This window comes from Chlorobiota bacterium, assembly GCA_016710285.1.
In the GTDB taxonomy this organism is placed as follows: Bacteria; Bacteroidota; Ignavibacteria; order OLB7; family OLB7; genus OLB7.
Window position 1 is genome coordinate 3,981,217 of the sequence record JADJXR010000001.1, and the last position, 16,113, is coordinate 3,997,329.

At 56.4% G+C, this 16,113-nt stretch carries 9 protein-coding genes; 1 reads left to right on the top strand and 8 read right to left on the bottom strand.

Annotated elements, in window-relative coordinates; genetic code table 11:
- Nucleotides 1-174: 174 nt before the first annotated feature.
- The 6 genes from IPM61_14890 to ypdA all read right to left on the bottom strand — a co-directional run bounded on the left by IPM61_14890 (nucleotide 175) and on the right by ypdA (nucleotide 12,974).
- The gene (locus tag IPM61_14890; protein MBK8912597.1) at nucleotides 175-6,117 is read right to left on the bottom strand and encodes a hypothetical protein; all 5,943 of its coding nucleotides are present in this window, start codon (nucleotides 6,115-6,117) and stop codon (nucleotides 175-177) included.
- A gap of 66 nt (nucleotides 6,118-6,183) precedes the next feature.
- A complete protein-coding gene (locus IPM61_14895) occupies nucleotides 6,184-7,575 on the bottom strand; it encodes an O-antigen ligase family protein (protein ID MBK8912598.1) in 1,392 nt (463 codons plus the stop codon).
- A gap of 11 nt (nucleotides 7,576-7,586) precedes the next feature.
- Nucleotides 7,587-8,576, bottom strand: coding sequence for a glycosyltransferase family 4 protein (locus tag IPM61_14900; protein MBK8912599.1), 990 nt, complete (start codon nucleotides 8,574-8,576; stop codon nucleotides 7,587-7,589).
- Nucleotides 8,577-8,791: 215 nt separating this feature from the next.
- Nucleotides 8,792-10,015 carry a hypothetical protein gene (locus IPM61_14905; GenBank protein MBK8912600.1) on the bottom strand — a complete coding sequence of 408 codons (1,224 nt, stop codon included), beginning with the start codon at nucleotides 10,013-10,015 and terminating at the stop codon, nucleotides 8,792-8,794.
- 51 nt (nucleotides 10,016-10,066) lie between these two features.
- On the bottom strand, nucleotides 10,067-11,800 hold the full coding sequence (locus tag IPM61_14910) for an SLBB domain-containing protein (GenBank protein ID MBK8912601.1): 1,734 nt from the start codon (nucleotides 11,798-11,800) through the stop codon (nucleotides 10,067-10,069).
- Between the two features lie 172 nt (nucleotides 11,801-11,972).
- The gene (gene ypdA, locus IPM61_14915; protein MBK8912602.1) at nucleotides 11,973-12,974 is read right to left on the bottom strand and encodes a YpdA family putative bacillithiol disulfide reductase; all 1,002 of its coding nucleotides are present in this window, start codon (nucleotides 12,972-12,974) and stop codon (nucleotides 11,973-11,975) included.
- A 178-nt stretch (nucleotides 12,975-13,152) separates the two neighbouring features.
- Here ypdA and hemF point away from each other — a divergent pair, with 178 nt between their 5' ends.
- The gene (gene hemF / locus IPM61_14920) at nucleotides 13,153-14,064 is read left to right on the top strand and encodes an oxygen-dependent coproporphyrinogen oxidase (GenBank protein MBK8912603.1); all 912 of its coding nucleotides are present in this window, start codon (nucleotides 13,153-13,155) and stop codon (nucleotides 14,062-14,064) included.
- Between the two features lie 100 nt (nucleotides 14,065-14,164).
- On the opposite strand, the gene IPM61_14925 is transcribed toward hemF, so the two are convergent.
- Nucleotides 14,165-14,800, bottom strand: coding sequence for a hypothetical protein (locus tag IPM61_14925; protein MBK8912604.1), 636 nt, complete (start codon nucleotides 14,798-14,800; stop codon nucleotides 14,165-14,167).
- Between the two features lie 44 nt (nucleotides 14,801-14,844).
- Nucleotides 14,845-16,047, bottom strand: coding sequence for a hypothetical protein (locus IPM61_14930; GenBank protein MBK8912605.1), 1,203 nt, complete (start codon nucleotides 16,045-16,047; stop codon nucleotides 14,845-14,847).
- Nucleotides 16,048-16,113 lie beyond the last annotated feature (66 nt).

Here is a 16,113-nt window from a genome sequence, read left to right on the forward strand (position 1 = left end):
GGCAAAGACGCAAACAGCGGTGATTGCTGTTGCTCCCAGAATCCGATGATTCTGATATCTGCTGATCCTGAGATTTGGAGAGTAGCAGCGGTTTCGCCGGTGTCCCCAACCCACCCCCCAGCCCCCTCCCAAGAGGGGGAGCAACGCATGGAGCCAGCGCGAAAAACGGGGTGGCTACCGCATCACCACCAACTTCTCGATAACCTCTTGGGTGGCGGTTCCGTCGCCGATGCGGACGCGGTAGTAATAGACCCCGTTGGCAAGGCGGTCGCCGTCGGCATCTAAGCCGTCCCACTCCACTTTGTTGAAGCCGGTTTTCAGCGTGGCCGGGTCAATCTGGATCGTCTTGATCTTCCGCCCCCCAACGGTGAACACCCCAATCTCCCCTTCGGTCGGCGGATTCTCTCCACCCACCATAAAGGTGAACGTCGTCTTGCCGGCAAACGGGTTCGGAAGGTTGGCAACGTGGCGCACGGTCAAGTTCTGCTCCACGTAGAAAATGATGATGTCCCCCTCCTGCTTGTTTCCGGTTGCGTCGGTCAGCACCACTTTCATGGAGTGCTCGCCCGGGGCAAGTTTGGCTGGCGGAGTGTAGAAAAGGCTTGCCCGATGGTTGTCGCCGGTTTTGGCAAACGTCTCCCAGCGTGCGCCAGCTTGGCGTGCGTCAATCTTATCAATGTCCAGATAGATCACCACCGAAACCACGCTGTCCAGCTTCAAGATGGAGTTATCCAGCATCCGCACCTCGAACTCCGGAATCGGGCGGACGATGTCGCCATCCATCAAGCGGTTGCGGTCGGCATAGATTACCAGATCGGGCCGCGTGGAGTCAATGCCGATGCGCAGGCTTCCCCCCTGCACGTTGTTCTGCGAGTATGGCTCGGCGGGGAGATCGCTGGGGTTCACAATGGCGGTGAACTGCTGCTCCTTCTTCAATTTTTCGGTGCCAATCCGCAGCCCCATCGCTGCCGAATCCAACGGAGCCAGCGCGCCAATCCAAAGGGAATCTTCCATTGCCGTCCCGCTTTCCAACTGCCGCCACAGCAGCACCGGAACGTCCCGCGCCGGATAGACCCGCGACAAGTTCACAACGCTTGCGTTGGCAACCGCAGGGAACCCTTGCAGGACCGAGTCGGGAGCAATCCGGAACGTGGATGGAGTGATTGCCAACTCCGGCGAGGGATCGAACGCAATGGCGATGGAGCGAAGCCGCTGCGCGCTATCCTGGCCGAAACTGGACGAAGCCTCCAGCCGAGGATAGGTCGCAACGTCCACCCCGGAAAGATCAATCAGGGATTGGCTGGAACGGAGAAGCGTGTCGCGGCGGCCATCGCGGCGCAGGCCGTAGATCACCGTCTGCACCGGGGGACCGGCAACATCCACCCTTGCCGATTTCCACGCGGTGGCGGGGCCAACGGTTGGGAAGGTCACGCTTCCGCGAGGGATCAGCACCAACGTGTCGAGCAGGGTCAGGCGGTAGGGCGGTTTCACCCCGGCTTTCCGAAGCGAGTCGGCGTTGCTCCACACCTCGCGGAAACGTTCGGCGGGTATCCCTTTTCCGCCAATCATGGCGTACGATTCTTCGTTCAAAAACCGCCCGGCCACGCGGCTTCCCAGCATCAGCAACGCCTCGCGAAGGAAGTCGCTCTCCCCCTGCTCCACCGCCTTGTCGTACAGCTGGTGGCCAAAAACAACCAGCACCAACTCCCCCGCCTGAACCGTGTCGCGGACGAAGTCGCGGAAGTTGCGGAACGCCTGGCGGTCGGTGTTGAAATCGTACACCCGCTTGGCTTTTGGGGTGATGTCGTTCGGGGGAAGCACCAGAACATGGACGCCATCCAGCGGCAGCGGCGCGTAGTCAATGCCCGGGTTTTCCCCAATCCTCATCTCCACAATTTTGGTGTCGGGGATGCGGGTGCTTCCCTCGATGAACAGCTGCCCCATGGAATAGAGCTTGATGGGGACGGGAAGAAGCGCCGGCCCGATTCCCCGTTCGTCCACCGCCACGCTGGCAATCTGTGCTTCCTGAAGTTGATGTTTTCCGCGAAGCACGAACTCCTCTTTTCCATCGGGGCCGCCATCGGCTTGCAGCGTGAACGACTCAACCAACGGGAAGAGTGCCGCCGCCGCCGTGTCCCCCACCGATGAGTACGCCCGCCACCAGTACGTGGTCGCGCCGCGGTGGCTTTGCGGGATGCTGAAGGTCCACGTTGTGGTTAGTTCCTCAAGCTGCATCGTTCCAACATCGCTGTTGGTGAATGGAGTTTGGAACAGCGGCGTGGTGTCCACAGCAATGATTGCGCCGGGTCCGCTTGGGGGATTCAGCAGCCGGATCACCACCGTGTCGGCATTGGCAACGCGCCCGTAGGGAAGCGGCTCGATCGGCAGCGGTTGGCTTCCGCGAATCCGCAGCCGAAGCGTCAGCACGTTGTCGTCGCGGTAGGAATCGGCGAACTTCCGTTCGGGGTCAATCTCAATCCGGATGGTGTACTCCCCGGGCTTGCCGCTGATTGGCAAGGTGAGCATGGCATCGGTGAAGTAGCAAATGCCATCCAACGGGAGCGTTGCCCGTTGCTCGTTCCCCACGCGATCCACAATGGTGGCCACCACCGTCACTGCCGAATCAGGGTTGCCGGTTGGCTGAACCGGCAGCCCAAAATCCCACAACCGCACCCGCACCTGCACCGCCGTGTCGCCAATGGTTGGCGTGCGGTCGCTTAGGTTGGTGATGGTGGCGATGTTGCTCCGCTCGCGCACCGCCAGCTCGGGGGTGTTGCGTGCGGCAACCTGCATGGCGGGGTCGCCAAGAAGGCAGTACATCAGCAAGTGGTTGCGCGCGGGGACGTTGGCGAAGTACCAGAAGTCGGTCACGTCGCCAACAAGGCTGGTGAACATTCCCCACTTGGTATCGGTCAGGATTTGGCCAATGGTCCGCTGGTGCTGCGCGGCGATATGGGCAACAAAGCCTTGTTTCAGGATTCTGTCAACGTCGGTGTAGCTGTAGCTGGTCCCGCCGATTGCCGCCACCGCGCCCGTGTGCGAGGTGACGAACCGCTCGTTCCGGTTGACCAAGCCAGGCTCGGCATAGGCCCCGGTTTGGCAGGAGTAGGTGGTTAGAACAAAGTAGCGATTGCCAATGTTAAGGTCCTCGGGGTATCCAAAATTGAGGTCGAAGATATCCACCGCGCCGTGGCCGCTGAAGGTCACCCACAAGGTCCCTTCGTTGATTTCCGAGCGTGCCCAATCGGCATCAAGATCGTCGGGATAGACCAGGCGATCATCGGGTGAGGTCCGCACCACCATTCCGGTATCGCCGCAGAATTCTGGGGCAAGAACAAACGTGGTGGCAATCTCCTCGTGAAGATCCTTGAAGGTGCTGCGTTGCAAGGCATCGCCGCCGCCGGCCAAGAAAACAAAGCGTTTGTTCCAGGCATCGGGGGGAAGATTTTCGTACTCGACAATCTTCCGCACCATGTTGCTGGCCTCGGCAGCAGTTCGCACGGGGAAACGCCCGATGTAATAATCGGAGGCTTGTGAGGTGTCGCCGATTTTCACCGTCAGCAGGTAATCGCTAACGGGAACGCCCAGGCTTGGCACGTAGTCAATCATGGTGGAGTTGGCGGCCTTGAACATCGGGTCCCAGGAGGCATCCCCCACCAGCAGGACGTAGAGTGGCTTCGGCTGCGCCCACGATTGGCTGGCGTAATGGAGGAACCGGCGGAGCGCATAGCCCGATTTTATGCCGTCGTTGAACTCATCATACACCGTCTCCACATCCACCACGCGCACATTCAGCCCGTTCCGTTGGCGGCGGTAGTTGGCAAGCTCCTCGCTGGCCTGGCGGAAGGCTTTGTGGGTGATAATCAGCATATCGGCCTGGTTGGTTTCGGCAACCAGTTCATCCTTCGGGTGCCAACGGAGCAGCGGCGTTGCGGGGCTGTCGAAGATGAATTCCTCCCCCGCTTCCCCAACAAGCGTGGCGGTTGCTTGCCACGTCAGCCCCGGGAAGGTGCTGTTTTCCGGCATTGGGAAGAAGGCGTTGAAAGTAATGCCCCTGTTGTTGTCGAAATCCGTTTTCATCAGCTCCTGGGCCGATGCGGGATTTCCCTTAATGGCAACAAAGGACCAACCGGTGTTGGTCATGTCGTAGTTATCAATGCTGCGGCTTCCTAAGGCTTTGAACGCAGCGCGGAGGTCGTTGGGGAACTCGTAGCTGTAGCCGCCACCGTTGGAAAAACCGGCAACAATGAAGTTCCCATTGCTGGCACTCCCCAAAAACTCAATGGCGCGCTGATACTCCGCTTTGGACTTCCCCAAGTCGAACGTCTGGAACCACGACCGGCGAAGGACTGCGCCGCTGTTGGCATCAATCTCGGCAATGTGGATGCCGGACTCCCACGCGCCCGCGCCCAAAACAGTGTCGCCATACTCGGCGTGCCACTGCGGGTTTACGCGCTCTGGAACCGGGAAATGGCGGGAGGTAAAGCGGAACAGGACCCCACGCTGTGCGTTGGTGATTGCGGCCCTTCCCTTTGCCGAAGCGGCCACGGTTGGCCGGTTCTTGAACCCACCCACCACCACGCGCAGCGGCTTCCCCGACTCGGGAATCACCACGCGCGCGCTCCCCCCGGATGACGTTGGCAACCACTTTCCGCTGATCTCGAAATAGTCAATCTTCACCGAGTTGGGAACGCTTCCCGAAGGAGCCCCCGGCTCGATCCGCAACGTGTTTCGCCCGTTGAACAGGTAGCTGGAAGGGATGGAGAATCGGAAGGTGACATCGCCGGTGTCGTTGGTCAGGACGGTGTCGCCAACGGTGGCGTATCCATTCAGCACAAACTTCAAGGGGTGGTCGGTGAAGTTGATTCCGGCAAGGCGGATGCTGAAGGTGAAACGCCCGTTGTGCTCGTAGTATGGATAGCAGGTGAACGGAAGCTCCACCGCCCCTCCGTTGTTGGTGTAGGTGACATCGGTCCAGTACCACCGCTCGTTCTGCACACGCTCGTTGACGTGAAGGGTCAGTACATCAATCCCGTTGACCTTCATCCCCCCAAAGTATTCGTTATCCTCCTCAAAATGGAGTGTGGAGTCAACGAACTGAAGCTGATCATCGGTGGCGGAGGGGCTGATGGTTTGGATGCGCGGCTGGGCGGCCCCGCCACCATTCCACCGAAGCACGTAGGCGTTGGTGTCGGTGGTTTCGTCGAAGTAGAAACCTTCTGGGGATTGGTTGCGGCGTGCGGTGAATTCAATCCGGTCGTTGGGGTCGAAACGACCATCGTTTCCCGCGTCGTCCACGAACATCGGGATGCTTGTGGTGCGGTTGGCCAGCCGAAGATCCGCAATGTTTTTGCCGATAATCGCCCCGCCACCAGCTGCAGAAATTTCGGCTCCGGTGATGGAGTACCACCCATCGGTTGGGGTTTGCAGGACCATTGCCTCCCCCATTCCGCCGGTAATCGTTACGGCGGCTTGCAGCGCCGCGCCTTGCTTCGGTTCGGCACCGCGCCAGCGTTTGGCTTGCTGGTAGTTGAGCAAGGTTTGCTGCAAGGTCTGTTCGTAGTCGGGGTTCTCGCGGTATTCCCCCGCTCCTTCTTTTCCGTAGCCCCCGGCCCTGCGCCAGCGGACGGCAACGGTAAGGCTTGGCTCAACAATCAGGCGGTTCCCCTCGGTGCTGAGCGGGTGCAGGATCACCTCCACCATTCGCACCCCACGCCGCACGTATGGCTGGCCAAGCCGTGCACGCTGGGATTGCGGTTTCAGGAAGGGCAACGGGGCTGGAAGAAGAAGGGTATCGCGGCGGCTGGGGGGATCGGGAAGAACCTGCAGGTCCACGGCATCGAACGGGATTGCGATGGTGGCACGCACGGCCGGCAGCCGGCTGCTATCGCCCGGGAAAGCGTTTGCAAGGGCGTTGTGGGCAATCCCCACGTTGGTTCCATTCGCCAGAACGGTGGCCGTAAGGTTCGCCATTTGCAGGGTGACACCTCCATCATCAGCGCGGAGCAACCGGACGGAAGCCGGGGCTGGTTGCTGCTGGGCAATGCCACGGTTGCCAAGCCCTCCAATCAAGAGCAGGAGAAGGAAGCAAAGGGGACGCAAGGATAGTTGAGCCATGATTGAAGCATTCAAGCATTTTGGGAACCAGGTCGGCCCGAAGATCGGATATTGGCAACAGGGAAGTCAAGACCCTGCGGCGGTAGCATTGCTGACGGGCAAGCCAAGCCGAACAGTGTGATTGCCATGATTGCCGGAAAGGAATCGGCGGGGCTTCCAGGCGCCGGGCAAGTAGGAGGTCATCACCATGATGAAGGGGTAAAGTTGTTGCAGCCGTTCGGCAAACACCGGGGTAAACAGCCCAGAGAATATCAGGATAACCGTGCTGGAATAAAGCCACAAGGCAACGAACCGGTGGAACGGTTGGGTGGCAGCCTTCACGGTCCGGCGGTGCATGGCAACCATTGCCGAAAGGATCCAAATCCAAGCGATCAACCCAACAATTCCGCCCCGCAGCCAGACGTAGAGGTAGGCGTTATGGGGGACAAGCTGGCTGATGTTTTCATATTCCAGGATCGTGTGGTTCTTAATTTTCTCGCCATACCGATAGCCGTACCACGGGTTTTCCATCAGCATCGCGGAAAGGTTATAGACCTCAATGGCGCGGTAGGCCGACGACCCTTCTTTCCCGGGTTCAGCAATGCCGGAAATTCTTGCCACAAAGCTATCCACTCCAATTCCCACCACCCCAACCATAAACAGCACCAGGGTGGCAACCACAACCTTTTTGGCTGCCTGCCGTTCGCGGCGGTTCATGGCAATCATCACCACACCAATGGCAATGAACACTCCGATAAGATAGCTGCGGCGAAGGCACATCATGAACATAATTCCGGTGAACGGAAGGGTGACAAGCAGGGTGCTACGGATCCGCCGGTAAAAAGAATCGTCCGCCGGCTTAACGGCATAAGCAGCAATGGTCCCCACAACCATCAGCGCAAGGATCATGGCATCCCCCCATCCGGTAAGCAAGCCCCAAAGAACGCCAACGTTCAGATAAATCACGCCTGCTTCAAAAGATTTATAGAACCCGCCAATCATCAATATCCAGGCCATAAGGTAAAGGTCATCCGGCTCGAATACTATCAACCACATAAAAAAGCAGAACACCGTTAAAGGCACCGCAAACACCTCCCACGAAAAACGGAATGCTTGTTCAACAACAAACATCCGCACCATGGGAATGATTCCGCAAAAGATTCCGAACGTCAGCACCGGCCTTGAGAGCGGGCTGCGGTAAACAGTCAGATGCCCACGCATTAGCCGCCGAATAATGGCAAAAAATGGGATGGCAAGCATCAGAATATCTAACAAGCCAAACCTTCCCCCGATAATCGGATTAAAAATGGGGAGCAAAAGAGGTGAGAAGTTATCGGGGCGGGTTTCGTAGTGAAGGATAAATACCGATAAAAATATAACCGCAAGGCCGCAAGGGTCACCAGCATGGAACAGCCACCGCTGAAGCGGCGGCCACAGTGGCGCAATCGGTTGGCGCAGTATCGTCTGTTTTAATGGCAAGGTAGATAGCGTTATCGTAAGCGGCGGCTTGTTACCTGCTCCAGCATCTGGACCACAGCAGTGGCAAAGGCCGCCATGCTAAATCGGCGCATGGCGCGTTCTTTTCCGCGTTTTCCCTGTTGTTGGGCTGTTGTTGGATTATCCAGAAATCGGTTCATCGTGGCCAGCAGATCGCCCACATCACCTGCCTGAAAAATATACCCTGCATCCCCAATCACCTCCGGAATTCCCCCGCTATTGCTGGCGATGATTGGCGTTTCCATCAGCATGGCCTCAACGTTTACGCGTCCGAACTGTTCATCAATTTCGGTCCGGCTGGGAAGCACCATTGCGTCGGAAGCGGCGATGTAGGAAGGCATTTCTTCCTGCGGAACCACATCACGAAATTCCACGCCAGAAAGATGGAGCGACTGCACTTGCTGGCGTAAAGCCGATTCATAATCCCCCCTTCCCACAATTAACAGCCGTAGCCGCTGCCCGGGACGTTGGTGGCATAATTGCGCAAACGCTTCGATAAGATCCTGAACGCCTTTTAACTCCACCAATCTTCCGGCAAACAGAAAAATGATGTCATCATTATGTAGATGGAGTTTTTTTCGGGCATCATGTTTGCTGATCCCCACAAACAGGGTTTCGTTCACCCCGTAAAATTGCTCGACAATCGGGCCGCGGAATCCAAGTTCCTTCAGTGCTGCAACGGCTTTGCTGTTGATGCAGAACGCAGCGGTCATCCGCGGGATCAGCAATCGTGATAGCAGGCTATACAGCGGCCCAAGCCGGTAGGAGAAATTGGAAAAAGAAGCGATATGGTTATTGTAAAAGACGATTGGCACGCCAGGAGCAAGCGCCCAACGCACCAGAAGAACTTGCACAGCAAAGAAGGAGAACCCTTCCTCCATCATCACAATAACTTCTGGACGCGAGCGGCGGAACGCACGAATCAAGCCCGCCACATACATCCCGCGTTGCGCCTGCCCTTTCCCCACAACGCTTCCTAGCACAACGGGGAACGGATCAGATTCAGGAGATTGATAATGAACAAGGCAACTATTTTCAATCCAAGACTTTGGCGCAAGAAGGGTCAGCGCAATATTGGCTTGCTGTGCAGAAAGGTAATGCCGCCACCGCACCGAATGAAGCACTGACACTTTATCAATTACTAGGACTTGTAGCGGCGGATCCGCGTATGGTTTGCTGGAAGGGGTTATCGGCATAATTATTTATGATCTTCCACGGATGGCTGCGGGTGTTCGGCAACGCGTACCGGCTGCGCCGAATAAATGCCACGCTGCAATCCATCATAGATGTACACTCCAATTACAGAAAAAACAATCAATAGAATCCCCGTAATGCTAACAAATATTGTTTTGCGCGGAGCCGAAGGGCGCAGCGGGACGGCAGCTTGGTCCAGAACCGCAACGGTAGGCAACTCCCGCGCTTCTTGAATTTGTTCTTGGTTATACTGCGACTCCAACAGCATATACACCTGGGATGAAACTTCAAGATTTAATTTCAAAGTGGCGTATTGCCGGGCAAGCTCCGGCACATTTTTGAATGGTATTCCAAGCGCATCAATGCCGCTGTTGCCCGCTTCCACGCTTTGTTGTTGGCGTTGCAATTGCGCCAATTGGGCCCGCAACCCCTGCACTGTCCGTTGGTCCGAATTCAAATCGGACTCGGCGCGGATAAGCTCCATTTTTGCTTTTTGAATCATGGTTTGGGTTTCGATTACCGAGGTAAGCGCGGCATCTAATTGCTTATCCAAAGCAATCGCCTTATTCTGCTCTTGAAACGCCTGCATAGCACGCTGCGCGGAATCCATTTCTTTCCGCTTTACCTCTTTCATCTTTTCCAAAAACATTCTTGAACTTCGGGCACGGGTAACGCTTTTTTGCTGATTTAGTTTGTCCAGAATATCAACAGCACTGTTGACGATCGTAGCAACAAAAGTTGCTGTTTCCCGCCGTTCTTCTTCGCTTGATAAAAATGAAGTTTTTTCGCTGTATGAGACTGTTATCACCCCTTGCTTATCGGCTTCGGCCTCAAGCCCACCTAAAACTTGTTCAATCGCCAAAGGGCGTTCCGAGGAATCAAGCTCGTAGCGTTGCAGCAGATTAAAACGGGTGATTAAGCTATCGGCCACTGACCGGCTGGTCAACATTTTCACAAACACTTCAGCCGATGAATTCTGGCCAAGTGATGGGAAGTCAAATCCCGAGCTGCCACCAAGAACCAAGCTACTTAAGGACATCCCTTCTGATTTTTCCGGGGGTAACAGAACGGCACTGGAGGTAAACGTTCTGGGCATAATCAAAGAATAGATAATTGCAAGAACAATACCGGTGATGATAATTGACAGCAGCAAGGTACGGTGGCGGAGTATCACCCCGAAATAATCGCGCAGATTTACTACCGGAGGGAGAGAGTCAATTGGATTCATCCCTATTGAGGATTGGCGGTTATGGTTCACGTTACTTTTTTAATAGCCTTATTAATTGCTATTGTTATTGCTATTCAACAACCCTACGACCACGGCAATAATGGTGGCAACCTGAGCAACAATGGTGACGGCTGTCGCGAATCCTTTCCAGAATTCCCCTTCCGTTTTTTCAGGAATAAAAATTGCATCCCCCGACTCGATGGTGTAATCTTCTTCATTATCGGCAAGGAAGGTTTCCCCTGTTCTCCCTTTAATCACTTTCTCCTCCCCTTCATCGGCGTTCCAGCCGTAGCCGCCGGCAAGTTGGATGTAATCACGAAATTTATAGTTAGGAGTGTAGGAGATATTCCCCGGGTTTTTGACTTTTCCGCTGACCTTCACAAATCCACGAACTAGCGGAACGAAAATCGAATCATCATGCTGAAGAGCCAAATTTTCCGATTCATCGTTGTTCATCAGCTTATTAAAATCCACCGTTAAAATCCCTGGGCGTTGAAGCTCCCGGTTCTTCACGCGGAAATACTCGGTTTCTTGGGGAGTGCGTTGGTCGGGGTCAATCTGGGCGATGCGGCCATATTCTGGGTCCTGCTCAATCAGGCGACGGCGAATCAGGACGGCATCGGCCAGGGAGGCCTCTCGCGTAAAGCCACCGGCCCGCTGAATCACCTCGCGCAATCGCGTTGAATGGGGTTCGATGGAATAATATCCCGGATATTTCACCTCGCCCCACACCACCACTCGGCTGGGAACGAAATAGTTTTTTTTCTGGCGAACGAACACTTGATCCCCAATTTCTAACGGAAGGTCGCCCACGATTTGGCCATCGGGCGTGGCATTCAGGAACAGACGTTCCCGGATATTCCCAACTTCATCCACCTTCACAACTTCAATGGAGTCTTGCCGGGCATCCACCGTGAAGCCGAAGGCGTAACGGATCAGCGTTGAGACTGAATCCCCTTTATTCCACGTAAACTCCCCGGGCCGCTGCACACCGCCACTGATGATGATAATATTATGCTGATCCTGAACCCCAACTTTTACCACATCCCCCCCTCTTACGGTGGGATTTGATGGCAAATCGCCGTAGGCGTAGAAGGGCATAAGATCAACAGGAATAATGTTGCCGTTGCGAATGATTTCCACATTCCGCTTGGAGGCACGAGTGCTTGCCCCCCCGGCTAAATCAATAATTTCCGACACGCGCGTTGCTGGGGTGGCAACCACCATTCCGGTGCGCCGCACGGCCCCAATCACCGACACTTTGAATTGCCGCATCCGCCGAAGCGACACCGCCACCAAGGGGTCGCGATAAACCCGCGCAACCGCTTGTTGGATCAGCGTTTCCGATTCGGCAAGCGAGCGGTTGCGGACATCAATTGCACCCACCCCAGGAATAATCAGCTTGCCGTCGGGGGCAACCACCACCTCATATTGAATCGGCTTGGAGACGGTGAGCATGATGGTGAGTTGATCGTTCGGACCAAGCTGGTACAACGCCGGATCAATGGGGCGTTCCAGCAGCACGCTTGATTCAAGGCTCCGCTGGCTTAGCTCGCGGGTAAGGCTGGTGTCGTAAGGGGTTGATTGGCCGGTTGTTCCAATCCCCCGCGGCTCTTCGCCGGTTGAAGGTTGAGCATGGACGTACGCGGCCACGCCAAACCACAGGGCCACAACACACCCCACCACAAACCATGTGGGCAGCTGTGGCCGATTCGATAGCAACGATAATTTTTTCAGGACTGTTCCTCCTCTGATATGAGCAAAAGGGAAAACGCGAATGTTCAAATATCCCCCACGGGCAGGGCTCCATAGTTGCGCAGAAACACCCAGGAATGGGAAAGAAGCGTGCGGAGCAGAAGTAGCAACAGAAGCGATATGGCCGAGGGATTGTTTCCGTGTTTTTGGAAGAAGAGCGGGCGCAACATACGCCGAAGCAGCTTCCACACAAGTGCCAAAATCATTGCCCATGCGTTGCAGATTCCCGCAAGCACTCTGCAATGTGGGCAATCGCCACCTGGGCGTGGTTCCTTCCGTTCTCGATAAAGACCTCCCATGTTCGGCAGCCGCACACCACCGACCCTGCCAAATAGAGGCCCGGCACGTTACTCTCGAACGTTGCTGGGTTAAACAACGGAACCAGTGTCTCAAGATCGTAGGCAATGCCGCAGGCCCGGAACAGCCCTTCATCGGGCCGGTGGCCAATCATGGCAAACAGTGCGTCGCACGGTAGCGTTTGGGTTTCGCCGCTGATGTTGTTCTGGGCGGTGACCTCGGTTGGAGTGATCTGGGTAAGGTGGCTGTTCCAGAGCATCGTGATCTGCCCATTGGCCAAGCGGTGTTCAATGTCGGGCCGGATCCAGTATTTCACCCCGCGCCCTATCTCCCCCTGCCGGTACACCATCGTCACCGATGCGCCATGGCGATAAAGGTCGAGCGCCGTTTCCACTGCCGAGTTTCTTCCCCCCACCACCACAACCTGCTTGCCAAAAAATTCAAACGGTTCCTTGTAATAATGGTGCACGTGCGGCAATTCCTCGCCGGGGATGTTCAGCCGGTTCGTTGTGTCGAAATACCCGGTGGCCAGCACCACAAACCGCGACTCGAACAGGCCCGCCGAAGTCTGCACAACAAACCCGCCACCCATCCGGCGTTGCACCCCGGCAACGCTTGCCCCCTGCAAAATTTTCAGCCCCCGATTGCGAACCACGCCACGGTAGTACTGGATTGCTTCAATCCGCGAGGGGCGGAAGTTGGGGGAAGTAAAGGGCATATCCCCTAACTCCAACAAGTCAGGGGTGGAGAAAAAGGTCATGAAGGTTGGATAGCCAACGATGGTGTTCGCCACCGTCCCTTTTTCCATCACCAGATAGCGCAGCCCCAGCGATTCGGCATGCAACGCGCACGCCAGACCCGTGGGACCGGCACCGATGATGATGATATCATGCAGCTCAGACTTCATCCGCAGGGGCAAAATTACGTGTGGAACCAGGCGGGATGAACGTTGGAGTTGTCCCAGAATGTTTTTTGGCGGGGAGTTGTTGGCGCGGCGATGTTGCGGCAAAAGTATATTGGCCGTGCCCGCCCCATGCCGGTGGCAACCGATTATCCATTGACCATTTCTGAATCAGTTCTGAACCATGACCCAACCAGCATTTTGCTTGCAGCTGAAGGAACCAATGGCAGCCTACGTTGCCGCGCTGCAGGACCGCATTTGCCAAGCACTGGAACGCGAAGATGGAACGGCCAGCTTTGTTGAGGACCATTGGGAACGCCCCGGCGGCGGCGGCGGGCGGTCGCGGGCGATTGCCAACGGAGCAGTGTTTGAAAAAGGTGGGGTGAATGTCTCCACCGTGTTTGGGAAGCTGCCGGAAGCGCTTGCCGAAAAGATGAAGGTTTCCGAACCAACATTTTTTGCCACGGGGATTTCGCTGGTGATTCATCCGGTGAACCCTCACGTTCCAACAATCCACGCCAACTTCCGCTACTTCGTTTCCGGCGATAGCGATGCGTGGTTTGGGGGGGGAATTGACCTTACCCCCTACGTTGCCAACGAGGAAGATGCGCGGCATTTCCATGCGGTGCTGCGGCAAGCGGCGGATCCGTTCGGCAAGGACCGCTACCACAAATTCAAGCAGTGGTGCGATGAGTATTTCTACATCCGCCACCGCGGGGAAGCGCGTGGGATTGGCGGGATGTTCTACGATTACCTGCGCGGCACGCCGGAGGAGTTGGCGGAGCTTTTCAAATTCCAGCAAGCGATGGGGGATGCCTTCTTGGATGCCTACTTGCCGATTGTTCAACGCCGGAAGGAGACACCGTTCACCGAGCGTGAGAAGAAATTCCAACTGCTGCGGCGCGGGCGGTATGTGGAGTTCAATTTGGTGTACGACCGCGGGACGCTGTTCGGCTTGGAAACCAACGGGAGGATCGAGAGCATCCTAATGAGCCTTCCCCCCGTGGTCAACTTCGACTACAACGCCCCGATGGAAACCACCGACAACGAACGCACGCTGATGGAGTGGCTGCGGAACCCGCGCAGCTGGGAGTAATCGCTGAACAACAACCATGGCCGCAGCGGGCGCAGTGATTGAGTTTTTTCATTGTCTCAATCCTATGCCCGCTGCGGTTTCTATCTATTCGACTTTCAGCTTACTCCCTCACCCAAAACGGCATCTGTTTGGCGAGGTCGGCGGCAACCATCTGCCATGTTGTTTCAATCTTGCGCGGGTCCTTCACTTCGATATCGAATTCGCCGGCGGTCATCACCCTTTTGTTTTTGGGGTCAAGCAGAAGGAACTGCCCCGACACCGCCTCATCCCCCCTTCCGCTTTCGCCGCCAACGGTGTTGTTGATCGTGATGGCACGAAGCACCACCATGTAATCAATATTCCCTTCGCGTGCGGCGCGGGTGATGTTCTCCCAGCTTGTTGGGCCGGCATTGGTGAAATCGCTGGCGGCGTTGATGGCCACCATGCTTCCAATCGGTTCCTCGGAGTAGCTGAAGGTGGTGTTGGAGTCCAGCCGTTGGTTCATTGCTGGGACCAGCATTGTGCGGAACTCATTCCCCAGCATTTCGCGCGCGGTTGCGCCAGCAACGCCACGTGCGGCGGCAAACTGATCGGGGTTGTTCATGGTGACCTGCTCCGGCAGCGGTGTCACCACAAAGATGCGGTGGCCGTTCAGCATCGCATCGTCGTAGCCTTTGACGGCTGTGCGATTGCTGCCACAAGCGGCAAGCAGCGCAGCAAGCAGCCCAACAGTGAGTATGCGAAGATTGGTGTTCATTGTGATTATGATGATATGGTACATGAAGGATTACTTGCCCACGATCAGCCGTGATATCCAATGGACCGCAGCAGTTTTTCCTCGGCATCGGTCATGGTTATTTTGCGGCGCAGCATCACCGTGCGGGCTGTTTGGATTGCCTTGTCCCGGTCGTACTCCACGAACCCATCGCTTCCCCCCCAAGCAAACGATGGGATGGACTTCGGCGGGAACCCTCCGCCAAACACGTTTGCCCCAACGCCAATCACGGTCCCCGTGTTCAGCATGGTGTTGATCCCGGCTTTACTGTGGTCGCCAATCAACGATCCCAAAAACATTGTCCCGCTGTTGGCTTGGCCCCACGGAAAGGTGACGCGGACTTGGCCGTAGTTGTTTTTCAGGTCCGAGGTGTTGGTGTCGGCCCCCAAGTTTACCCATTGGCCCAAGTAGCTGTGCCCCAAAAAGCCATCGTGCTGCTTATTGCTGAAGCCCAGGATGATCGAGCCTTCCACCTCCCCCCCAACTTTGCACCAAGCTCCAATCGAGGTCTTCTCATAAATCTTCGCGCCGATTTTGATTGTGCTGTGGTCCCCAATGAAGCAGGGTCCAACAACCACGGCGTTCGCCATAACCTCCACGTTGTTCCCCAGGATGATTGGCCCGCGGCTGGCATCCAACACCACCCCGGGCTTGATGCTGCACCCGGTCCCAGCGATGATGTTCCCCGGGTTCACCACGTGCGCGCCGATTGCAGCCGGAAGCTCGGTTGGGGATAGCCGTGCGGCATCCTCGGCCAGCATCCGCTCGTTGTCTTCAATCAGCTCCCACAGGTAGTTGTAAAGTTTCAGTTCATCGGTTTGGAGGACCGAAAGCCCAAGCCCTTGCCATTGCTCCGGCGTTGAGCTGAGCAAAGTTTCCGAAGCAATCTGGGAAGTACGGGCGGCAAGAATGGCCGTGCCGTTGGTCATCACCCACTCCGATTCGCCAGCGGCTGGCAACAAGGTTGGCAGATCGTTTCGCCAGCGAAGCCTTCCGTTTAGATAAAGGGTATCGGTGGCAGCGGTGGGTTGTTGAATGGTGTGGCCGCGGCTTTGCAGCACCTTCTCTATCAGCGGCCTTCCCGCCCACGTCACCGCAGAAACGGCAAGCAGGGATTGGGCGCGCTGGTGCAACGTCCCCGCGCCAACCAGCAGCATTGCTGGATGGTGGGTCAGGGCAAGGGGATAGAGGTTCTTGACGTGCTGATCTTCAAAGAGGCAGAGTATCATAGGCCGGCAGAAGATGGCTGTGGGCGGATGCTCTATCAAGGAAGCATCGAAAAAAAAGAAGCGCGG